This window comes from Paraburkholderia sp. RAU2J, assembly GCF_003634845.1.
Taxonomy (GTDB): domain Bacteria; phylum Pseudomonadota; class Gammaproteobacteria; order Burkholderiales; family Burkholderiaceae; genus Paraburkholderia; species Paraburkholderia fynbosensis.
On the sequence record NZ_RBXG01000001.1, the window covers coordinates 2,232,721 to 2,253,466 of the forward strand.

Here is a 20,746-nt window from a genome sequence, read left to right on the forward strand (position 1 = left end):
TTGCGAGGTGCGTGGTTTCTGCCGGAGGTTGGGTTGATCGCGCGACGATCGGCATGCCGTTATGCGATCACTCTCGCGCCGCGCGTCGGCATGCCTTCACATCACTGCGCCCCCGGCTTCCTGCGCGAGCGCGCCGTCTCCAGATCTTCACATAGCCGCTGCGCGCCCTGCACGATGCGCGGGGCTGGCCGGTTGATCAGATCACCGTCGATGGCGAAGAGGTTCTGATTCGCGACAGCCGTGAGCGCGGGCCACGCGCGCCATGTGTCGAGTTGCGGCAAGCGCGTATCGGGCTGCGTCGCGCCGGGCGCCGACGTGACGATCGCTTCCGGATTCGCGGCGAGCACCGCTTCGATCGAGACGGTCGGCACCAGCGGCTGAAGTCCCGCGAACACGTTGCGGCCGCCGCACAGCGTGATCACGTCGCTGACCATATGCTCGCCGTTGAGCGTCATCAGCGGCTTGTCCCATACCTGATAGAACACGCCGACCGGCGGCCGGCTCGCATACCGCGTGCGCAACCGTGCGATGTCCTGACGATACGCGGCCGCCGCGGCATCCGCAGCCGGCGACGTGCCGAGCAATTGCCCGAGCTTCGTCAGCGAAACGGCCACGTCGTCGAGATGATGCGGCTCGCTGAAGAACAGCGGCACGTGCAGCTCGCGCAGGCGTTCGAGTTGACGCTGCGCATTGCCATGCCGCCAGACGACGATCAGATCGGGCTTCAACGCGACGATGCGCTCGAGGTCGAGCGCCTTGTTGTCGCCGACGCGCGGCAGCTGCTGCGCTTGCGGCGGGTAGTCGCTGTACGACACCGCGCCGACCATTTTTGCGCCGCCGCCCGCCGCGTACAACAGCTCCGTGACGTGCGGCGCGAGGCTGATCACGCGCTGCGCCGGAGCGGGCAAGGTGACGGTTGCGCCGGTGTCGTCGGTGACGGTGATCGCGGCTTGGGCGTGCAGCGAGCTCACGCAAAGCAACGCGGCGATGAAGCACGGAATGAGGCGGGCGGGTCGGGTCATCGGGCGAGGAGGTTGGTGTGCGTGAAGGGCATGAGGGGGTGCTGCAGGGTCGCGCCTGCCTCGCTACGTCAACCGGCTCTCGCGATATCGAGTGCCTGCATCGCTTCGCGCAGGCTTGCTTCGAAGCGTGTCCATTCGGCTTCGCTAGCGGGCAAACCGAAACGCACGCTGCCCGACGCGGCGAAGAGCCGGGTCCATACGCCACGCCGCGCCAGCGCTTCGTGCAAAGCGGCGGCGCGCGCGTCATCGGTCCATGCGAAAAGCGGCGTGCCGTGTGTGGCAAACCCGTGAGCGTGCAATCGCTCGACCAGTCGCGCGCTTTCGCCGTCGAGTCGCGCGCGCATTTGCCGTTGCCACGCTTCGTCGGCGAATGCGGCCTTGACTGCGTGGCGCGCCGGGCCGCTGACCGTCCACGCGCCCAGCGTGCGCCGCAAGGTGTCGAGCAACGCGGGCGCACCGAGCACGAAGCCCGCGCGCACGCCGGCGAGCCCGAAAAATTTCCCCGGCGAGCGCAACACGATCAGTCCGTCGAGGTGCGTGCTGGCCGCGAGCGACGCCTCGGGCATCGTATCGGCGAAAGCTTCATCGACCAGTAGCGTGCCGCCGCGTGCGCGCAATTGCGCATGCCAGTGCAGCAATTTGTCGGCGCTCAGATGCGCGGCCGTCGGATTGTTCGGATTCGCGACGATCGCGTGCGTGAACGCGACCGGCAAACGCTCGCAGCACACGTCGAGCGGCGCGACGCGATGTCCGGCTCGTGCGAATGCGGGCGCGTATTCGCTGTACGTGAGCGGCGCGATGCCGACGCTCGCGCGCGGCAGTAACGCGGGCAACGCGCGAATCGCCGCCTGGCTGCCGGCGACGGGCAGCACGTGCGCCGCATCGGGCGCGCGGTAGTAGCGCGCGGCGCAGGCGGCGAAGTCGTCGCCTTCGTCGGGCAGACGCCGCCACGCATCGGCGGGCACCGGCGGCACCGGATAGCCGTGCGGATTGATGCCGGTCGAGAGGTCGAGCCACTGCGCGTACGGGATGCCGTAGCGTTCGGCCGCTTCGTGCAGATTGCCGCCGTGGACCACGAGGTCGTTCGCCGCGCTGCTCGGGTGGTCCGCCATGTGATCAACCATGAAAGGGCACGCTCAGCAACGCCAGCACGATCAGCACAGCCAGCCACAGAATGATCGTCCGTTCGACCAGCGCCAGTGCCGCCGTCACGTGGCTGGCCTTGGCGGGGTGGCCGAAGCCGAGGGTCGGACGCTGTTCGAGCGTGCCGTGATACACCGCCGGCCCGCCGATCAGCACGTTCAGACTGCCGGCGCCGGAGGCCATCACCGGTCCCGCATTCGGGCTGTCCCAGCGCGGTGCCTGCTCGCGCCAGCAACGCCAGGCGGTGTGCGTGTCGCCGAGCAATGCATAGCTGGCGGCGGTCAGACGCGCGGGGATCCAGTTGAGCACGTCGTCGAGGCGCGCCGCGGCCCAGCCGAAGCGCAGATAGCGCGGCGTGCGATAACCCCACATCGCATCGAGCGTGTTGGCCAGACGAAACCCGAGCGCGCCCGGGCCGCCCGCGATCGCGAACCAGAACAGCGCGCCGAAGATCGCGTCGTTGCCGTTTTCGAGCGCTGATTCGACGGCCGCACGCGAGAGCGCAGCTTCATCGGCATGCGCGGTTTCGCGCGACACGATGCGCGCGGTCAGCTGGCGCGCTTCTTCGAGATCGCGTTGCACAAGAGCCCGCGCGATCGGCGCAATGTGATCGTGCAGGCTGCGCGCGCCGAGCGCGAACCACAGCAGCATGACGTGCACCGCGCAGGCGGCGAAGAACGGCAGCACCGCGACCAGCCACCACGCGATCAGCACCGGCGGCAGCACCGCCAGCGCCCACGCGAGGAGTCCCTTGAGCCGCAAGCGCCGGCCCGTGTTGTAGCGCTTCTCGAGACGCTTCGCCCAGTTGCCGAAACCCACCAGCGGATGCGCGACGCGCGGCTCGCCGAACCAGCGGTCGATGACCACGCCCGCGGTCGCGAGCGTCACGAGAAGAGGAAGCGAGAGCATCATGCGAGGCCCGCTGTTTTCAGCGCGAGCGGCAAGCCGGCGACCATCATCGTGGCCGTGGTGCTCAATGCGGCGATGCGCTGATTGAGGCGGCCGAGCTCGTCGACATAAAGACGCGTGGCCGCGCCGAGTGGCACCACGCCCAGGCCGATTTCGTTGCTGACCACGATGATCTTGCCGTGGGCGTTCACGAGCGCCGTTTCGAGTGCGGCGACCTGCGCATGATAACGATCGATCGGCAGCGCTTCGCCTTCGGCCGGACAGAGCAGATTGGCGAGCCACAGGGTCAGACAGTCGATCAGCAGGCAATGGCCGGGGGCGTCGCTTCGCGTGACGGCACCCGCGAGGTCGACGCCTGCTTCGAGCAACTGCCAATGCGCGGGACGCCGCGCGCGATGATGCGCGATGCGCGCGCTGAATTCGGCGTCGTCGGCCACGCGCGCGGTGGCGATGTAGGTGACGGGGAGAGCGCTGTCGTCGGCAAGCTGCTCGGCGTGCATGCTCTTGCCCGAACGGGCGCCGCCGAGAACGAAAGTGAGGTCGCGGGGAGTCATCGCGTGATTGTACCGGCGTGCAGCGTGGGCCGGCGCGATGGGATAATGCGGCGGGCGTGGCGATGTGTGGGGGGGTGGGAGAGACACGCGGCGCGGCGGTCTGAGCGCCGAAGTACACGTTGTGCCTCAACGCCCCACGCGATCTGTTTGTCCGGTGCGATTTCGGCGTCATGTCGTGCCGCGTCCTTACCGCCTCATCGCCGCACGCACTCCGCTTGCCGTTTCGCTACGACCTTCACCACCCTTTGCTTCACTGCCTTTTCACTGCCGACCCCCGACCTCCCGTGACCACCACTTCGACTTCGCTTCCGCTCCCGCATGACGCCGTCCCCGTGCCGCGCGGCACGCTGATGATCCAGGGCACCACGTCCGACGCCGGCAAGAGCACGCTGGTCGCGGGTCTCTGCCGGCTCGCGCGCCGCGCCGGCGTGCGGGTCGCGCCGTTCAAGCCGCAGAACATGGCGCTCAACAGCGCGGTGACCGTCGACGGCGGCGAGATCGGCCGCGCCCAGGCGTTGCAGGCGGTGGCCGCGGGGATTGCCGCGCACACGGACCTGAACCCGGTACTGCTCAAGCCGACCAGCGATCGCGGTGCGCAGGTGATCATCCACGGCAAGGCGCGCATGAATCTCGACGCGCGCGCGTATCACGACTACAAGCCCGTCGCGTTCGAAGCGGTGCTGCAGTCGTATGCGCGTCTGCAGGCCGCATACGACACGATCTTCGTCGAGGGCGCGGGCAGTCCCGCCGAGATCAATCTGCGCGAGCGCGACATCGCCAACATGGGTTTCGCGGAAGCCGTCGATTGCCCGGTGGTGCTGGTCGCCGATATCGATCGCGGCGGCGTGTTCGCGCATCTGACCGGCACGCTCGCGTGTCTGTCGGCGAGCGAGCAGGCGCGAGTGCGCGGCTTCATCATCAACCGGTTTCGCGGCGACATCAGCTTGCTGCAGCCGGGGCTCGACTGGCTCGAAGCGCAGACCGGCAAGCCGGTGCTCGGTGTCGTCCCCTATCTGCACGGGCTGACGCTCGACGCGGAAGACATGCTGCCGCCCGAGCTGCGCGCGGCGCACAGCGACGCGGGACGAATGCTGCGGGTCGTCGTGCCGGTGCTGCCGCACATCAGCAATCACACTGATTTCGATGCGCTGCGCGCGCACCCGCAGGTCGACTTTCACTATGTGCGTAGTGGCACGCCGCTGCCGCCGGCCGATCTGATCATCCTGCCGGGCTCGAAAAACGTGCCCGGGGACCTCGCGTTCCTGCGCGCGCAAGGCTGGGACGCGGTGCTGCAGCGGCATCTGCGCTATGGCGGGCGTGTGATCGGCATTTGCGGCGGCATGCAGATGCTCGGGCGCGAAGTGGCCGACCCGCATGGCGTGGAAGGCGCGCCAGGGACGTGGGCGGGGCTCGGCTGGCTCGATTACTCGACGGTGCTCACACGGGAAAAGACGTTGAAGAACGTGACCGGAAGCCTCGCGCTGCCGGGATCGCCCGAAGTGGCCGGCTACGAAATTCACATGGGCGAGACGCATGGCCCGGCGCTGGACACGCCCGCGCTGCGTCTGGAAACCGCGCAGGGGGCGCATCCCGACGGGGCAAAGTCCGCCGATGGCCAGATCCTCGCCACCTACGTGCACGGCCTGTTCGACACGCCGGCCGCGTGCGCCGCGTTGCTGGCGTGGGCGGGTCTGAGCGACGCGCAGCAGATCGACTACCGGGCGCTGCGCGAGGCGTCGCTGGAGCGCCTCGCCGATACGCTGGCCGGCCATCTCGACCTGGCGAAGCTTTTTGCGGCAATTGGCTGAGCCGGATCGGTTCGAGGTGAAGGGTTAAATTCCGCAGTGCCCCGAGCCGCGCTCAACCCTTCAATACAACACGATCTGCGTGCAGCGGAACAGCGCCATCGTCTTGCCGTTCGGGTCGGTGACGGTCGCATCCCATACCTGCGTGCTGCGTCCCAGATGCACACCCTTGGCGACCGTGCGGATCGTCCCTTCAGTCGCCGTGCCGAGAAAATTGCTTTTCAGTTCGATGGTCGTGAAACTGCGCGCCGTTTCCGGCAGGTGCGCGAGGCAAGCGTAGCCACACGCGGTATCCGCGAGACCGATCACCGTAGCCGCGTGCAGGAAGCCGTTCGGCGCGAGCAACTCGGGGCGCACGGTCAATTCCGCGGTCAGAACGCCTTCTTCCAGCGACAGCACACGTACGCCCAGCAAGCCTGGCAGCTTGCCCTGCTGGCGTTCGTGGAGGCGTTCGACGGTGTATTCCGGGCGGAGTTTGCTCATGGGATTCGGGTCCTTGATTGAATAAAACGACAGGGCAAAGCGGTCGATTAGCCCTGATTCGCCATGTGGGGGCTTCGCCGCAGTGCATTTGTCGATATTATCAACGCCTGGATCGGCGGGCGAACCCGAAAACGGTACGGATCGGAACCCGCCGGCGCAAGTCACAGCAATAAGCAATCGCGCGGCAAACCGGCTGGCGGCGACCAGCCTTCTTTTCCGGGAGCATTCATGACGGTGATCGTGGTGGCGAATCCAAAGGGCGGCGTGGGTAAGAGCACGCTTGCGACCAATCTGGCCGGCTATTTCGCCGCGGCCGGCGAATGGGTGGCGCTTGCCGACCTGGACAAGCAGCAGTCCGCGCACGCCTGGCTGGCATTGCGGCCCGACACGTTGCCGGCCATCGAGACATGGGAAGTCAACCAGGACGCGCCGGCCAAACCGCCGAAAGGCCTGGAGCATGCGGTCATCGACACGCCGGCGGGCCTCCACGGCCATCGCCTGAGCATCGCGCTGGATCTGGCCGACAAGGTGATCGTGCCGCTGCAGCCGTCGATGTTCGATATTCTTGCCACCCAGGATTTTCTCGAGCGGCTCGCGAAGGAAAAAGCGGTCAGGAAAGGCGCGATCGAAGTCGGCGTGGTCGGCATGCGCGTCGATGCGCGCACGCGTTCGGCGGAGCAACTGCATCGCTTTGTCGAGGGCCTCAAGCTGCCGGTGCTCGGCTTTCTGCGCGACACGCAGAACTACGTGCAACTGGCGGCCCATGGGCTGACCCTGTGGGATGTCGCGAAAAGCCGTGTCGAGAAGGACCTCGAGCAGTGGCAGCCGATCGTCGAATGGACGAATGGGGCCGCGCGCAAGGGTTGAGGCGGAGCAGGCGGCTATGGCCGCCCGCTCACCACGCGCTTGCATAATCTCGGGCGCATGTCGGTGAAATGAAAACGCGCGTCAAAAAGCAACGCGCGTGCAAAGCAAACCCACAACCTGCCGACCGAAAAGAGACGAACGACCGCCCCGCTCAGGTCCAGTTCTGCGTCGGCACATGATCGCGGCTGCCCTTGATCCTGTTGTTGTCGTCGACGAACACCAGGTCCGGCTTCCAGCCCGCTTTCAGTTCCGCTTCATCGACCACCGCGAAGGCCGCGATGATCACCAGATCGCCCAGTTGCGCGCGCCGCGCGGCCGAACCGTTCAGCGAAATCATGCCGCTGCCGCGCTCGCCCTTGATCGCGTAGGTCGAGAAACGCTCGCCGTTGTTGATATTCCAGATGTCGATCCGTTCGTTTTCGACGATGTTCGCCGCTTCGAGCAGATCTTCGTCGATCGCGCACGAACCTTCGTAGTGCAGTTCGCAGTGCGTGACCGCGACGCGGTGGATTTTCGATTTCAGCATGTTGCGTTGCATGACCAATCCTGTATGGCTTCAGTGACGGCTTTCGGTGACGGCTTCAGATTTCGAGGTTGTCGATCAGACGGGTCGCGCCGAGCTTGGCCGCGGCCAGCACGACCAGTTCCGCGTTCGCGTCCTGCGCGCCGGGCGGCAGCAGGTCCGAGCGCTTGCGCACCGCGATGTAATCGGGCTGCCAGCCGCGCGCGGCGAGGGCCGCCATCGCCGCCTGTTCGAGTTTCGCGAAGTTGCGCTCGCCTGACAGCACCGCGTCGCGCACGCGATTGAGTTCGGCGGCCAGCGCTGGCGCCTCGGCGCGTTCGGCGGCCTGCAGAAAGCGGTTGCGCGAGCTGAGCGCGAGGCCGTCGGCATCGCGCACGGTTTCGGCGGCGATGATGTCGGTCGGCAGCGCGAATTGATGGCACATGCGGCGCACGATCATCAGCTGCTGGTAATCCTTCTTGCCGAACACCGCGACGCGCGGCTGCACGCACGACATCAGCTTCATCACCACGGTGCACACGCCCTGGAAGAAGCCCGGCCGGAATTCGCCTTCGAGGATGTCGCCCAGATCGTGCGGCGGATGCACGCGATACTCCTGCGGCTCCGGATACAGATCCCGCTCGGTCGGCGCGAACAGCACGTAGACGCCTTCCTTCTGCAGCTTGTCGATGTCGGCTTCGAGCGTGCGCGGGTATTTGTCGAAGTCTTCGTTCGGGCCGAACTGCAGCCGGTTGACGAAAATGCTCGCCACCACCGGGTCGCCGTGCTGGCGCGCGAGGCGCATCAGCGACAGATGGCCCTCGTGCAGGTTGCCCATGGTCGGCACGAAGGCCGTGCGATTCTGGCCGCGCAACTGGTCGCGCAATTCATGGATCGAGCTAATGACTTTCATGATCGGACAGGGATTTCCTCGCGCGGCGCGCGACTCGGTTGGCGCAAGGCTTCAGGGCATCGCGCGGGCCGCCGTCTCATTGACGATGACGGGTTTGAAGCGCGGGATTGTAGTGGATTTGTGAGCTTGGCGCACCGAAACGAGGCAAGCTCGTGAAGCCGCCGCCGGTGCGCCGGCGCAAGCGGCTCCGGCGCGCGTGGCATTGACGGCGTCAGGCCGGCAAATAGGCGAGCCGCACATAGATCGGCGCGAACGGCTCCGCCTGGGTGATTTCGACGAGCGACTCGCGGCACAGCTCGAGCACGGCGATGAAGTTCACCACCACGACCGGCACGCCCTTGCTGGTGTCGAACAGATCGGAGAACTCGATGAAGCGCGCGTTTTGCAGTTGCCGCAGGATCGAGCTCATATGCTCGCGCACCGACAGCTCCTCACGCGAAATCTTGTGATGCTGCACGAGCTTCGCGCGTTTGATCACATCGGCCCAGGCGCTGCGCAGGTCCTCGCTGTTCACGTCCGGAAAACGCGGCGTGATGCTCTGCTCGATGTAGACCTCGGCGCGCAGAAAGTCGCGCCCGAGTTGCGGCAACTGGTCGATGCGTTGCGCGGCGAGCTTCATCTGCTCGTATTCGAGCAGGCGGCGCACCAGTTCCGCGCGGGGATCTTCGGCTTCCTCGCCGCTGTCGGCCTTCTTCACCGGAAGCAGCATGCGCGACTTGATCTCGATCAGCATCGCGGCCATCAGCAGATATTCGGACGCGAGTTCGAGATTGGTCTGGCGCAACTGGTCGACGTAACCGAGGTATTGCACCGTGACGTCCGCCATCGGGATGTCGAGTACGTTGAAGTTCTGCTTGCGGATCAGGTACAGCAGCAGATCCAGCGGTCCTTCGAACGTTTCGAGGAACACCTCGAGCGCGTCCGGCGGGATGTACAGGTCGGTCGGCAGCTTGAACAGCGGTTCGCCATACAGACGCGCGAATGCGATGCCGTCGACGGTGTCGGTCGTCGAGTCGGTGGCGGGCGCGGCCAGCGCGGCGTCGGCGGGGGCCGGCGCGGGGCCGTGTACCTCGTCGGCGTGAGTCATCGCGGCGATGGGGCGCTTAGAAGTTCTGATAGTACGAGTAAGACGTCTGTTCCACGCGCGAGGCTTTCTGCTCGGCGCGTTCTTCGAGATCGATCGGCTGTTTGTCCCACAGCAGCGCGCGGCCGCGGCGCTGCTCGGCTTCCAGATTGGGCTTCTGTTGCTTGAGCTGGTTCAGGAACTGGGTGATGTCCGATTGATACATGGCTCGACGTCCGTGGGTGGGTGAGTGGGCGGCTGCCCGGCAGGAACCTGGCAAGGCGCAGCGCCGTTATTTCGGAATTTTACCGCATGCGCCGCGCGCGGTCGAAAAACGGCGAGATTGGCCCTTTTTGAGATCTCGCGGCCTGCGCCGATGTGGTCAAATAGCATGCCACGGCCGCCGCGCGGCCAGGCGGGAAAAATCATCAATCATGGCTGGGAGGTCCCGTTTGGCGGGAGGTGCGATCGACAAGCCGCGTCTGCGGCGCGGCAAGGCCGGCTCGCGGCGCGGACGTGCGGCGTCCGTGCTGTGCCGGCTGCGCGCGTGGCTGGCTTTCGGGATCGTCATGCTGACGCTGGCGGCCGGCGACGCGCACGCCGCGCGCGCGGCGGCGAGCTACAAGGTCGACGTCGTGGCCACGCCGCGTTCGCTGCGCCGGCTGCTCGAAGCACACTTGGACATTGCCCGCTTCGCCACTCGCCCCGACGTCAGCGCCGACCAGTTCGCCTTCCTGATTACCGCCACGCCGCAGCAGGTGCGTGATCTGGCCGCGACGCAGGGCTACTTCACGCCGGTCGTCAGCACGGATGTGCGTACCGTCGACGACACACGGCGCGTCACGGTCAACGTCGATCCGGGCCCGCAAACCATCGTCAAGTCGGTGACGCTGACGTTTCGCGGCGCGGTGCTCACCGAAGACCCGGAGCAGGAAAAAGCCACGCGCTCCGCATTTTCGCTGCATGAGGGCGAGCCGTTCTCGCAGAGCGCCTGGGACGACGCCAAGAACGCGTCGCTCAGAGTCCTCTCTTCGCGCCGCTATCTGGCCGCGAAGATCTATCACTCCGAGGCGCGGGTCGATCCGCGCACGCATGAGGCGACACTGTCGGTCACCTACGAAAGCGGGCCGACCTTCACGATGGGCGAACTCGACGTATCGGGCACGCGGCGCTATCCCGAGCGGATCGTCCACAACGTCAATCCGATTGCGCCCGGCGACATCTACGACACGCGCCGCGTCGCCGAATTGCAGCGGCAGTTGCAGAACACGCCGTACTTCGCGAGCGTCGCGATCGACCTGGATAACGACCCGACCAAGCCAATCAACACACCAGTCCATGTGAAGGTCTCGGAATTTCCGTTTCATGCTTTCCGCGGCGGGGTGGGCTACTCGACCGATAATGGCCCCCTCGTCCAGGGCTCGTACAGCTATCTGAACACGTTCGGCAAGGCATGGCCGTTCACCGTCGAAGGCCGCGCGGACCAGACCCAGAAATACGGGCAAATCCAGCTCTCGATGCCCCCGGGGCTGCGCGGGTGGACCAACAGCGTGCTGGCGTCCTACACCACCACCGACGTGTCCGACACGCGCATCTATAGCATCCGGGGCGGCGTGCAGCGCGCCCGCACGTCACAGTTCCTCGACTACAACTACTCGCTGCTGTACTACCAGGACCGGCTCGACCAGAACACGGCCCCGCCCTCCACGGCGCGCGCGCTGGTGCCCGCGTGGTCTTGGACCCGGCGCGACACGGACGACCCGTTGTTCCCGCGCAGAGGCAATCTGATTCACGCCGAGGCGGGCTTCGCGATCAAGGGTGTGCTGACCGATCAGACCTTTATCCGCGGCTACGCGCGCGGCCAGCAATACCTGCCGATCGGCAAGGACGACATCGTGCTGATCCGCGCCGAGCTCGGCGGCGTGTTCACGAGCGGTCCGTCGAGCGGCATACCGGCGTCGCTGCTGTTTCGGGCGGGCGGATCGAACTCGGTGCGCGGCTATAGTTTCCAGAGCATCGGCAACAACGTCGGCGGTTCGGTGCTGCCCACCAAATATCTCGTGACGGCGGCGGCCGAGTATCAGCACTGGTTCTCGCACGACTGGGGCGCGGCCGCGTTCTTCGACATCGGCACCGCCACCGACACCTGGGGTGAAAAAGTCTTCTATCCGGGCGTCGGCATCGGGGCGCGCTGGCGCAGTCCGGTCGGCCCGGTCAATGTCGATATCGCTTATGGGATCCGTGACAACCGCGTGCGGCCTTATCTGACGCTCGGTATCGCCTTCTGATGAAAACCTGTTTTGACATGATTTGCGCATGACCACGGACGCAGCCGACCCGCCCAACCCGCAGCCGCCCGGCGCCAATCCGCCCGGACAGCCGCCGCCCGAGCCGCCGCCGCGCAGGCATCGGCTCGGCCGCGTGCTGCTGAAAACGTTCGTCTCGACGGTGCTGGTGTTGGTGCTGTTGGTCGGGCTGGCGGTCGGCCTGCTGTATGGCGCGCTGACCACCGAGCGCGGCACCGCCTATGCGTGGCAGGCGGCGGTCAGGCTGCTGGACGGTCGGCTGGGCGGCACGCTGGAGGGCGGCACGCTCGCGAACGGCGTGCAACTGCGACAGGTACGCTGGCGCAGCCTCGACGGCAGCGGCACCGACATCCAGATCGATCGCGTCGCCGGCCGCTGGGCGCTCGCGCGCGAACCGTGGCGCTTCACGATCGACTACCTGCATGTCGGCACGATCGACGCCCGGATCGGCGCGTCGTCGTCGAGCAGCAGTGAACCGCTGAAGCTGCCGCAGGACCTGCGCTTGCCGATGCAGCTCGACGTGCGCGACGTGCAGGTCGACAAGCTGCTGCTGCACCAGGGCGCATCGACCACCGAGCTGTCGCGCTTCGCATTTCATGGACGCAGCGACGGACGCCATCACGAGGCCGCCATCGAGCGGCTCGATACCCCGTTCGGCGCGGTGACCGCGTCGGCGAAGCTCGACGGCGTGCGGCCGTTTCCGCTCACCGGCGAGGTCGGCTATTCGGGCAAGGTCAATAACGAGGCGGTGGAGGTGGGCGGGCATCTGGGCGGCTCGCTCGAACAGCTTGTCGCCGAGCTCGACGCCACCGGTATGAAGCTCGCCGGCCATGCGCGGGTCGAGGCTACGCCGTTCGCCGCGGTGCCCTTGCAACGTGCGACGCTGAGCTTCGACCATGTCAATCCGCAAGCCTTCGCGCCCGGCGCGCCGCTGGCCGATCTGGCCGTGCGCGCGGAGTTGCAGCCGGTGGGGCAGGATGAGGCGGGGGTCCCGGGCGCGGTCGGTCTCGCAGGGGCGAGCGCTGCCAGCGGGACGGTCGCGGGTCGTGCGAGCGGTGCGACGGATGCCGCCAGCGGCGCGGTGGGCGGCGCACCGGGACAGGCCAGCGCCGTCGTTCCAGGCGGCAGCGCGACGGCGAACCACGCCACCGGCCACGGCAAACACGACGCCGCGCAAACCGGCGCCGCAGGCTTCGCGGTTGCCGGCCACGTATCGATCGTCAATGCCAAACCCGGTGCGATCGACCAGAACCTGCTGCCGCTGATCGACGCCAACGCCGATGTGCGGCTCGACGCCCAGGCCCAGCGCATCTCGAACCTGAACGTGCGGATCGTCCGCAACGCGACGATCACCGGCGGCGGCGCGTTGACCGGCCGGCGCGGGCAGTTCGATCTGCGCGTAGCCGGGCTCGACCTGAATGCGCTGCAAGCGACGGTGCGGCCCACGCAACTCGCCGGGACCATCGGCATCCGCCTGAACGACGACATCCAGAGCCTCACGCTCGATCTCGCCGATCCGCGCGCGGCGCTGCGTGCCCAGGGCAAAGTGACATTCGATCCCGCCCGGATGAGCTTCAACGACCTGCGCATCACGTCGGGACGCGGGCGCATCGATTTGTCCGGCGCGCTCAAGCACGACGCGAATTCCACCTACAACCTGAAAGCGCAACTGACCGATTTCGACCCGCTGACGCTGGCTTCGCAGATGCCGTCGCGCACGCCGGTCGCGGGGCCGGCGCCCGCGGCGAGCGGCGCTCAGCGCGCGCGCACCGCGCAGGCGGCGGCGCTAGCCGGCAGCACCGCCGGCGCAAGGAGCGCGGCGCCGGGCGACCAGGCCGCCGCGATAGCGAAAAACACCGCCAAAGCCGCGGTGCAGACCGAGGTGGTGCAGCGCAGGACGCCCGCGCCGGCTCGCGCCGCCACTCATGCCGCCACACGCGCCGCGCCTGCCGCGCGCAAGATCGAAGCGCGAGTGAACGGCACGCTCACGGCAGCCGGCGTGCTGGGTCCCGTCTTCACGACCAAGGCCGAATTCAAGTTGGGTCCGAGTGTCTACGACAATCTGCCGCTGACCGGCGGCGGTACGATTCAGCTGGCCGGCTCGCGAATTCTGCCGAGCCGCGCGAATCTGTCGGTGGCGGGCAACCAGGTCGATTTGCAGGGCAGCTTCGGCGCGAGCGGTGACCGGCTGCGGTTTCGCGTCGACGCGCCGCAGCTCGAGCGGCTCGGTTTCGGCCTCGCAGGGCTCATCGCCGCCGATGGCGACGTCACCGGCTCGTTCGCGCACCCGAACGTCACGCTGAGCTACAAGGCCGACAGCGTGGTGTTCGGCAGCAACCGCGTGGGCCATGCGGAAGGACGCGCCGAGCTGCGCGACGGCGCAAACGGCGCGCTCGCCTTCACCACCGACGCGCGCAATCTCAGCGCGGGCGGCGTCGACCTGACCACGCTCACCGCGCGCCTGTCCGGCACGCGCGCCAATCACACGTTCGAAGCGGCGGCAACCGGCAAGCTGCAGGACCGGCCGCTCGATCTGACGCTCGCCGCCAACGGCAAGCTGACCGAAGCGCGCGACGGCACGCGCTGGGACGGCAGCGTGACGCGTCTGCAGAACCGCGGCACGCCGGCGTTCAATCTCGAGTCGCCGCTTGCGGTGAGCGCCGCGCCGAACCGCCTGACGCTCGGCGCGACGCGGCTGACGCTCGAAGGCTCGGTGCTGAGTCTGAAGTCGTTCGCATTCGACCACGGCAAAATCCAATCCGCGGGCAGCCTGACCGACATTTCGCTCGCGCGTTTGCAGCAGTTGCGCCATGAGATCACCGGCGAGCCGCCGGCCGTCAGAACCGATCTGGTGTTCGACGGCGACTGGGATTTCTCGCTCGGCGCCACGGCGAGCGGCCACATCCAGTTGCGGCGGCGCAGCGGTGACGTCACGGTCGAGATCGGCCGCGGGCTCGCGTCGACGGGCATCTCAGATATCAGCGCGCGCGCCGAATTCAGCGGCAGCAACCGGCTCAACGCGACGCTGCACGCACAGGCGAGCCGGCTCGGCGGCATCGATGCCGACGCGCACACCACGCTGGTGATGCGCGACGGCCTGCTGACCTTCAATCCGGAGGGCGCGCTGTCCGGCAGCGTGAACGCGAACGTGCCGTCGCTGAGAACGACCGGCGGCCTGCTCGGCCCGAGCTATCTGCTCGACGGCCATCTTGCGCTCAAGCTCGCGCTCGGCGGCACGGTCGCCAAGCCGAGCCTGACCGGCTCGCTGGTCGGCGACGGCCTGTCCGCGACGATGGTCGACCAGGGCGTGCAGTTGAAGGACGGCGTGGTGCGCATCGCGCTGTCGGAGAATCTGGTGGACTTCCAGCAGGTCGAGTTCCGCGGCGCGAGCGGCACGCTGCGCGCCACCGGGCGTGTGCGGCTGGACAGCGCGGAGCCGGACCTGACCGCGAGCATCGTCGCGGACAAGCTCGAACTGTTCGCGTCGCCGGATCGCAACCTGTCGCTGACGGGCAGCGCGAGCATCGCCAACGGCGGCGCGCAGCGCGGGATGGCGATCAACGGTAAATTCGTTGTCGACCACGCGCTGTTCGACCTGCCGGAGCAGGCCGCGCCGAGTCTCGGCGACGACGTCGTGATCGTACGCCCGGACGGCACCACGTCAGGCGGCCGGCCACGACCGGTGGCGGGCGGCACCCAGCCGGTCGGTCCGTTCACGCCGCACGCCAATATCGACATCAGCCTTGGCAATAACTTCCGCTTCCGCGGGCAGGGCGCGGATCTCGGCCTGACCGGCACGATCACCGCGATGAGCGCGCCGAACACGCCGCTGCGCGCGGTCGGCAACGTGCGCGTCACGCAGGGTTCGACCTATACCGCGTTCGGCCGCAAGCTGACCATCGAGAATGGTTTCTTCACGTTCAACGGTCCGGTGACGAACCCCGGCATCAATATTCTGGCGATGCGCCGCAACCAGCAGGTCGAGGCGGGCGTGCAGGTGACCGGCACGGTTCAGTCGCCGGTGGCGCGGCTGGTGTCGGAGCCGAGCGTGCCGGACAACGAAAAGCTCTCGTGGCTGCTGTTCGGACATGGCACGGATCAGGGCAACAACCTGGGCCAGCAAAGCACAATGACGACCGCGCTCGCGCTGCTCGGCAGCGCGACCGGCAAGCGAATCGCGGAGACGGTCGGGCTCGACGAGTTTTCGATCGGCCGAAGCGATGTCGGACTAACCGACCCGCAGGTGGTGATGGTGTCGAAGGCGATTAACGAGTGGCTCGTGATCGGCTACGAGCAAGGGCTGCAATCGGCGAGCAATGCGATCAAGGCGACCGTCAACCTGACGCGCTACTGGTCGGTGGTCGCTTACGGCGGCACGTTCTATGGGGCCGACGTGCTGTACACGCGGCGCTTCGACCGGTTCAAGTCGTTGTGGTGACGCGGTTGCGCCGATGACGTGGAATGCGGCCGCGCGCATCGCCACCCGCCGAATAAAAAACGGCACGCTTTGAAAGGCGTGCCGTTTTTTCATGCAAGCCCGCAGCGCCGAACGCCGCGAGCGAGGCCGCCGCGCGTTACTTCACGCGCATGCCGGGCTTCGCGCCGCTATCCGGTTCGAGCACGTACAGACCCGGTTCGGCTTTCTCGTCCGCAGCCGACGCCGCCAGCACCATCCCTTCGGACAGGCCGAACTTCATCTTGCGCGGCGCGAGGTTCGCGACCATCACCGTCAGCTTGCCGACCAGTTGCTCCGGCTGATACGCCGACTTGATGCCCGAGAACACGTTGCGGGTTTTCTCTTCGCCGACGTCGAGCGTGAGTTGCAGCAGCTTGTCCGAGCCTTCCACCGCCTTGCAGTCGACGATCTTCGCAATGCGCAGGTCGATCTTCGCGAAATCGTCGATCGAGATCACGCCGGCGGTGTCGTCGTGGTTGGCGGCGGCTTTCGCGGCCTTCGCCTTGTTTTTCGCATCGGCCGGCGCGGCCGCTTCCGGCGCGGCTTGCAGCGAGTCGCGGTTGGCCGCGAGCAGCGCTTCGACCTGCTTCGGATCGACACGTGTCATGAGGTGCTTGTACGCGTTGATCGGACGTGCGGAGCTGAGCGGCACGTTCGCGTCGGCCCACACCAGTGGCTCGATGCCGAGGAAGCCTTCGACCGCTTCGGCCAGCTTCGGCAGCACCGGCTTCAGCGCGAGCGACAGCAGGCGGAACGCCTCGATGCTCACGCTGCAGGTTTCATGCAGCGCGACCGCGTTCGCCGGGTCTTTCGCCTGATCCCACGGCTTGGCGGTGTCGACGTATGCGTTGACCGCGTCGGCCAGCTCCATGGTCTGACGCAGCGCGCGGTTGTACTCGCGCGCCTCGTAGTTCGCGGCGATTTGCGGCACGGCGGCGCGCAGCGTGGCGAGCAGCGGGTGCTGCATCGCGCTGTCCTGCACGCGGCCGTCGAAGCGCTTGATCAGGAAACCGGCCGCACGGCTCGCGATGTTCACGTACTTGCCGACCAGGTCGCTGTTCACGCGCGCCTGGAAGTCGTCGAGGTTCAGGTCGAGATCTTCCATCGTGCTGTTCAGCTTGGCCGCGAAGTAATAGCGCAGCCATTCCGGATTCAGGCCCGTGTCGATCACGCTTTGCGCGGTGATGAAGGTGCCGCGCGACTTCGACATCTTCGCGCCGTCCACGGTCAGGAAGCCGTGCGCGAACACGTTGGTCGGCGTGCGATGGCCCGAGAATTCGAGCATGGCCGGCCAGAACAGCGTGTGGAAATACAGGATGTCTTTGCCGATGAAGTGGTACTGCTCGGCCTTCGAACCCTGGCGAACCCACGCGTCGAAATCGAGGCCGCGCTGTTCGGCGAGGTTCTTGAAGCTTGCGTAGTAGCCGACCGGCGCGTCCAGCCACACGTAGAAATACTTGCCCGGCGCGCCCGGGATTTCGAAGCCGAAGTAGGGCGCATCGCGCGAGATGTCCCAGTCGGCGAGCTTGGCTTCGCCCGCGTCGCCGAGCCACTCGCGCATCTTGTTGGTGGCTTCCGGCTGCGCCAGGCCGCCCACCCACGCGCGCAGGAAATTCTCGCAGCGCGGGTCGGACAGACGGAAGAAGTAATGCGTCGACGTCTTGCGGACCGGCGTGGCGCCGGAGACGACCGAATACGGATTGACCAGTTCGGTGGGCAGATACGTCGAACCGCATACTTCGCAACTGTCGCCGTACTGGTCTTTCGCCCCGCACTTCGGGCATTCGCCCTTGATGAAACGGTCCGGCAGGAACATTTCCTTGACCGGGTCATACGCCTGTTCGATGTCGCGCGCTTCGATCAGGCCCGCTTCCTTGAGGGCCAGATAGACGTTTTCGCTGAGAACGCGGTTCTCTTCGGAATCGGTCGAGTAATAATTGTCGAACGAAATCCCGAAGCTGTCGAAATCGCGCTTGTGTTCCTGCCAGACGCGGTCGATCAGCTGCTTCGGCGTGAGGCCTTCTTGTTCCGCGCGCAGCATGACCGGCGTGCCGTGCGTGTCGTCGGCGCCCACGTAGTAGACCTCGTGCCCGTGCATTCGCAACGTCCGGACCCAGATGTCCGTCTGGATATATTCGACCAGGTGGCCAATATGGATTTGCCCGTTCGCATACGGAAGGGCCGACGTGACGAGAATCTGGCGATGGCCTGACGGCGCGCCTGCGGCGAGATCGGTGGCGGGTGCTGACATAAGGGTGGTGGGAGCCTGCGGTGGGACGAAACGTTGATTCTAGCAGGGCGGCCGCCCTGCGCGGGATGGGCCGCGCGGGCGCGGGGCCGGTGGGTCGCGGCGCGCAAGCGCGCGAAAAGCGGGGGATGCCGTGCGCGCAAAAAAAAACCGGGGTGATTAAACCCCGGAGCAACAACGACAAGAGGAGAATGGTGACGCGGCGGCTTCGCCAGCCACGTACCGTAAAGACAGACCGCGGATTTTCGGCAGAGTTCGAAATTTTTTTCGTTCCCGTGCGAGATTTTCTTTCCTCCGCTTTTTACGCCGGGCTGGGCGTCGCAGGCAAAGCCCCGGCGCCCGCTCGCGGCATTCTCCTGAAGCCTCGTCCTTATTGCGGTGCGTGCTGGGCGGTAGCGCGCAGATAGATTTCCACGCGACGGTTTGCGGCGCGGCCGGCTTCGGTGTTGTTGTCGGCGATCGGCTGGTTCTGGCCCATGCCGGTGGCGGACAGGCGCTGCGGCGCGACGCCGTGCTGGCCGAGATAGCCCGTCACGCTTTGCGCGCGGTTGACCGACAGCGTCTGGTTATATTGCGGCGAGCCGGTGCTGTCGGTATGGCCGACCACCGACGCGACGATCTCCGGATTCTGCTGCATGGTTTGCGCGAGCTGGTCGAGCACCGGTGCGAACGACGGCTTGATCGCGTAGCTGCTGGTGTCGAACGTGACCGAGCTCGGGATGTTCAGCTTGAGCGAACCGTCCGGCTGCTCGGTAATCTCGGTGCCGGTTCCCTTGGTGGCGCCCGACATGCGGTTGCGAATGTTTTGCCAGTTGTAGCCGGTGACGCCGCCCACCGCTGCGCCGACGCCCGCGCCGATCGCCGCGCCCTTGCCGCCGCCGAAGATCGCGCCCAGCGCCGCGCCGGTGCCGGCGCCCACGCCCGTGCCAACGGCGGTGTTAGTGCCCTGTTGCGTGGCACAGCCTGCCAGCACGGAGCCCGCAACGGCGAAGACCGCCAGGCGGGTCATGATTTTTGCATTCATTTTCGATTCCTCTTGATTTGAAGCGAATAAACCGGCTAATAGCCGTCAATCTATCTAAGCAACATTACGGCGGTACGGTAGAGCACGCGAAACAGGAAATCCTACCCTCTCTTCGCTCCGGTCCGACAGTGAAGAAGGGTCTTACGGCAGCGCACGGCGTGAGCCACTACAATAAAGGCTGAAGTCACGCAGTGATGCGACCCCATGGCGTCCCGCCTGCCCGAAGGGTGCCCGGGCCGTCTGGATTTCGCAATCCTGCCTAACAATTTCTTTCAAATTCCGGCGCGTGGCGGAAACTTCGATTCCACCGTGCCGTACGTGTTCCCCACGGAGTGTCAATGAGTATCGATCGGGCATTGGTCGACGCTGCCCTCGCAGCCGTCACTGACCCCAACACCGGCTTGCCGTACGCGGCCGCCAAGAACATCCGCAACGTCGCTGTGGAAGGCGACGCCGTCAGCCTCCAGGTGGTGCTCGGCTATCCGGCCATGCGTCAGTTCGAAGCGATTCGCGCCCAGTTCACCGACGCGCTGCGCAACGTGCCGGGCGTCGGCGAGGTGCGTGTCGAAGTGTCCCAGCAAATCGCCGCGCATACCGTGCAGCGTGGCGTGAAACTCCTGCCGAGCGTCAAGAATATCGTGGCGGTGGCGTCCGGCAAGGGCGGCGTCGGCAAGAGCACGACCGCCGTGAATCTGGCGCTCGCGCTGGCGAGCGAAGGCGCGTCGGTCGGCGTGCTCGACGCGGACATCTACGGCCCCTCACTGCCGATGATGCTCGGCATCACCGGCCGTCCCGAGTCGCCCGACGACAAATCGATGAACCCGATGACCGGCCACGGCCTGCAGGCCAACTCGATCGGTTTTCTGATCGAGCAGGACAATCCGATGGTGTGGCGCGGCCCGATGGCCACTTCCGCGCTCGAACAGTTGCTGCGACAGACCAACTGGCACGACCTCGACTATCTGATCGTCGACATGCCGCCGGGCACCGGCGATATCCAGCTCACGCTCTCGCAACGCGTGCCGGTGACGGGCGCGGTGATCGTCACGACGCCGCAGGACATCGCGCTGCTCGACGCGAAGAAGGGTCTCAAGATGTTCGAGAAGGTCGGCATTCCGATCCTCGGCATCGTCGAGAATATGGGCATGCATATCTGCTCGAACTGCGGCCACGAAGAGCATATCTTCGGCGCCGGCGGCGGCGAGCGGATGGGCAAGGAGTACGGTGTGGACGTGCTCGGCAGCCTGCCGCTCGACATCGCGATCCGTGAGCAGGCCGACTCGGGCAAGCCCACTGTGGTGGCGGACCCGAACGGGCGCATCGCGGAGATCTATCGCTCGATCGCGCGCAAGGTGGCGATCCATATCGCCGAGCGGGCTCGCGACATGACGTCGAAGTTTCCCAACATCGTCGTGCAGAACACCTGAACAGCCATTCGGACAAGGGGCCAA

Annotated in this window: 17 protein-coding genes; 6 read left to right on the forward strand and 11 right to left on the reverse strand. The window is 66.5% G+C overall.

The features are described from left to right. Positions 1-101 precede the first annotated feature (101 nt). The 4 genes from B0G69_RS10250 to cobU form a co-directional block, all read right to left on the reverse strand. Positions 102-1,022 carry a cobalamin-binding protein gene (locus B0G69_RS10250; RefSeq protein ID WP_121316773.1) on the reverse strand — a complete coding sequence of 307 codons (921 nt, stop codon included), beginning with the start codon at positions 1,020-1,022 and terminating at the stop codon, positions 102-104. 68 nt (positions 1,023-1,090) lie between these two features. After that, a complete protein-coding gene (cobD, locus tag B0G69_RS10255) occupies positions 1,091-2,134 on the reverse strand; it encodes a threonine-phosphate decarboxylase CobD (RefSeq protein ID WP_121316774.1) in 1,044 nt (347 codons plus the stop codon). 4 nt (positions 2,135-2,138) lie between these two features. Beyond that, complete coding sequence (gene cbiB, locus B0G69_RS10260; RefSeq protein WP_121319290.1) at positions 2,139-3,074, reverse strand: adenosylcobinamide-phosphate synthase CbiB; 936 nt, start codon at positions 3,072-3,074, stop codon at positions 2,139-2,141. Next, complete coding sequence (cobU, locus tag B0G69_RS10265) at positions 3,074-3,628, reverse strand: bifunctional adenosylcobinamide kinase/adenosylcobinamide-phosphate guanylyltransferase (protein ID WP_121316775.1); 555 nt, start codon at positions 3,626-3,628, stop codon at positions 3,074-3,076. The genes cbiB and cobU overlap by 1 nt, the downstream gene beginning before the upstream one ends. Positions 3,629-3,978: 350 nt before the next feature. Here cobU and B0G69_RS10270 point away from each other — a divergent pair, with 350 nt between their 5' ends. Next, a complete protein-coding gene (locus B0G69_RS10270) occupies positions 3,979-5,436 on the forward strand; it encodes a cobyric acid synthase (protein ID WP_241991357.1) in 1,458 nt (485 codons plus the stop codon). Positions 5,437-5,496: 60 nt separating this feature from the next. Here B0G69_RS10270 and B0G69_RS10275 read toward each other — a convergent pair whose 3' ends face one another. Beyond that, entirely contained in the window at positions 5,497-5,916 is a 420-nt protein-coding gene (locus B0G69_RS10275) for a PaaI family thioesterase (protein WP_121316777.1), read from the reverse strand. Positions 5,917-6,144: 228 nt separating this feature from the next. Here B0G69_RS10275 and B0G69_RS10280 point away from each other — a divergent pair, with 228 nt between their 5' ends. Then, positions 6,145-6,783: a ParA family protein gene (locus B0G69_RS10280; protein ID WP_121316778.1), complete on the forward strand. Its 639-nt coding sequence runs from the start codon at positions 6,145-6,147 to the stop codon at positions 6,781-6,783. Positions 6,784-6,934: 151 nt separating this feature from the next. On the opposite strand, the gene panD is transcribed toward B0G69_RS10280, so the two are convergent. Continuing rightward, positions 6,935-7,321, reverse strand: coding sequence for an aspartate 1-decarboxylase (panD, locus tag B0G69_RS10285; RefSeq protein WP_007175926.1), 387 nt, complete (start codon positions 7,319-7,321; stop codon positions 6,935-6,937). A 43-nt stretch (positions 7,322-7,364) separates the two neighbouring features. Next, entirely contained in the window at positions 7,365-8,198 is an 834-nt protein-coding gene (gene panC / locus B0G69_RS10290) for a pantoate--beta-alanine ligase (protein ID WP_121316779.1), read from the reverse strand. On the opposite strand from panC, the gene B0G69_RS42680 reads away from it, so the two are divergent. Further along, positions 8,188-8,322, forward strand: a complete 135-nt coding sequence (locus B0G69_RS42680; RefSeq protein WP_277873530.1) for a hypothetical protein — start codon at positions 8,188-8,190, stop codon at positions 8,320-8,322. The two genes, panC and B0G69_RS42680, sit on opposite strands and share 11 nt — an antisense overlap. A gap of 87 nt (positions 8,323-8,409) precedes the next feature. On the opposite strand, the gene B0G69_RS10295 is transcribed toward B0G69_RS42680, so the two are convergent. Both B0G69_RS10295 and B0G69_RS10300 read right to left on the reverse strand, forming a co-directional pair. Further along, positions 8,410-9,285 (reverse strand): ScpA family protein, encoded by an 876-nt coding sequence (locus B0G69_RS10295; protein ID WP_121316780.1) that lies wholly within the window; start codon positions 9,283-9,285, stop codon positions 8,410-8,412. Positions 9,286-9,301: 16 nt separating this feature from the next. Next, positions 9,302-9,487: a DUF3460 family protein gene (locus tag B0G69_RS10300; protein WP_121316781.1), complete on the reverse strand. Its 186-nt coding sequence runs from the start codon at positions 9,485-9,487 to the stop codon at positions 9,302-9,304. Between the two features lie 226 nt (positions 9,488-9,713). Between B0G69_RS10300 and B0G69_RS10305 the strand changes: the two genes are divergently transcribed. Together B0G69_RS10305 and B0G69_RS10310 are read left to right on the forward strand one after the other, a co-directional pair. Beyond that, positions 9,714-11,549, forward strand: a complete 1,836-nt coding sequence (locus tag B0G69_RS10305) for an autotransporter assembly complex family protein (RefSeq protein ID WP_121316782.1) — start codon at positions 9,714-9,716, stop codon at positions 11,547-11,549. A gap of 28 nt (positions 11,550-11,577) precedes the next feature. Further along, the gene (locus B0G69_RS10310; RefSeq protein ID WP_121316783.1) at positions 11,578-16,005 is read left to right on the forward strand and encodes a translocation/assembly module TamB domain-containing protein; all 4,428 of its coding nucleotides are present in this window, start codon (positions 11,578-11,580) and stop codon (positions 16,003-16,005) included. A 136-nt stretch (positions 16,006-16,141) separates the two neighbouring features. On the opposite strand, the gene metG is transcribed toward B0G69_RS10310, so the two are convergent. Together metG and B0G69_RS10325 are read right to left on the reverse strand one after the other, a co-directional pair. Further along, complete coding sequence (gene metG / locus B0G69_RS10315) at positions 16,142-18,274, reverse strand: methionine--tRNA ligase (protein ID WP_121316784.1); 2,133 nt, start codon at positions 18,272-18,274, stop codon at positions 16,142-16,144. A gap of 367 nt (positions 18,275-18,641) precedes the next feature. Then, positions 18,642-19,295 carry an OmpA family protein gene (locus B0G69_RS10325; RefSeq protein ID WP_121316786.1) on the reverse strand — a complete coding sequence of 218 codons (654 nt, stop codon included), beginning with the start codon at positions 19,293-19,295 and terminating at the stop codon, positions 18,642-18,644. Between the two features lie 338 nt (positions 19,296-19,633). Between B0G69_RS10325 and apbC the strand changes: the two genes are divergently transcribed. Then, positions 19,634-20,722 carry an iron-sulfur cluster carrier protein ApbC gene (apbC, locus tag B0G69_RS10330; RefSeq protein ID WP_121316787.1) on the forward strand — a complete coding sequence of 363 codons (1,089 nt, stop codon included), beginning with the start codon at positions 19,634-19,636 and terminating at the stop codon, positions 20,720-20,722. Positions 20,723-20,746 lie beyond the last annotated feature (24 nt).

Bases quoted from the DNA above. Each gene is read 5' to 3' on its own strand.
- B0G69_RS10250 (WP_121316773.1), bottom strand. From the start codon at position 1,022: ATGACCCGACCCGCCCGCCTCATTCCGTGCTTCATCGCCGCGTTGCTT.
- cobD (WP_121316774.1), bottom strand. From the start codon at position 2,134: ATGGCGGACCACCCGAGCAGCGCGGCGAACGACCTCGTGGTCCACGGC.
- cbiB (WP_121319290.1), bottom strand. From the start codon at position 3,074: ATGCTCTCGCTTCCTCTTCTCGTGACGCTCGCGACCGCGGGCGTGGTC.
- cobU (WP_121316775.1), bottom strand. From the start codon at position 3,628: ATGACTCCCCGCGACCTCACTTTCGTTCTCGGCGGCGCCCGTTCGGGC.
- B0G69_RS10270 (WP_241991357.1), top strand. From the start codon at position 3,979: ATGATCCAGGGCACCACGTCCGACGCCGGCAAGAGCACGCTGGTCGCG.
- B0G69_RS10275 (WP_121316777.1), bottom strand. From the start codon at position 5,916: ATGAGCAAACTCCGCCCGGAATACACCGTCGAACGCCTCCACGAACGC.
- B0G69_RS10280 (WP_121316778.1), top strand. From the start codon at position 6,145: ATGACGGTGATCGTGGTGGCGAATCCAAAGGGCGGCGTGGGTAAGAGC.
- panD (WP_007175926.1), bottom strand. From the start codon at position 7,321: ATGCAACGCAACATGCTGAAATCGAAAATCCACCGCGTCGCGGTCACG.
- B0G69_RS42680 (WP_277873530.1), top strand. From the start codon at position 8,188: ATGACTTTCATGATCGGACAGGGATTTCCTCGCGCGGCGCGCGACTCG.
- panC (WP_121316779.1), bottom strand. From the start codon at position 8,198: ATGAAAGTCATTAGCTCGATCCATGAATTGCGCGACCAGTTGCGCGGC.
- B0G69_RS10295 (WP_121316780.1), bottom strand. From the start codon at position 9,285: ATGACTCACGCCGACGAGGTACACGGCCCCGCGCCGGCCCCCGCCGAC.
- B0G69_RS10300 (WP_121316781.1), bottom strand. From the start codon at position 9,487: ATGTATCAATCGGACATCACCCAGTTCCTGAACCAGCTCAAGCAACAG.
- B0G69_RS10310 (WP_121316783.1), top strand. From the start codon at position 11,578: ATGACCACGGACGCAGCCGACCCGCCCAACCCGCAGCCGCCCGGCGCC.
- metG (WP_121316784.1), bottom strand. From the start codon at position 18,274: ATGTCAGCACCCGCCACCGATCTCGCCGCAGGCGCGCCGTCAGGCCAT.
- B0G69_RS10325 (WP_121316786.1), bottom strand. From the start codon at position 19,295: ATGAATGCAAAAATCATGACCCGCCTGGCGGTCTTCGCCGTTGCGGGC.
- apbC (WP_121316787.1), top strand. From the start codon at position 19,634: ATGAGTATCGATCGGGCATTGGTCGACGCTGCCCTCGCAGCCGTCACT.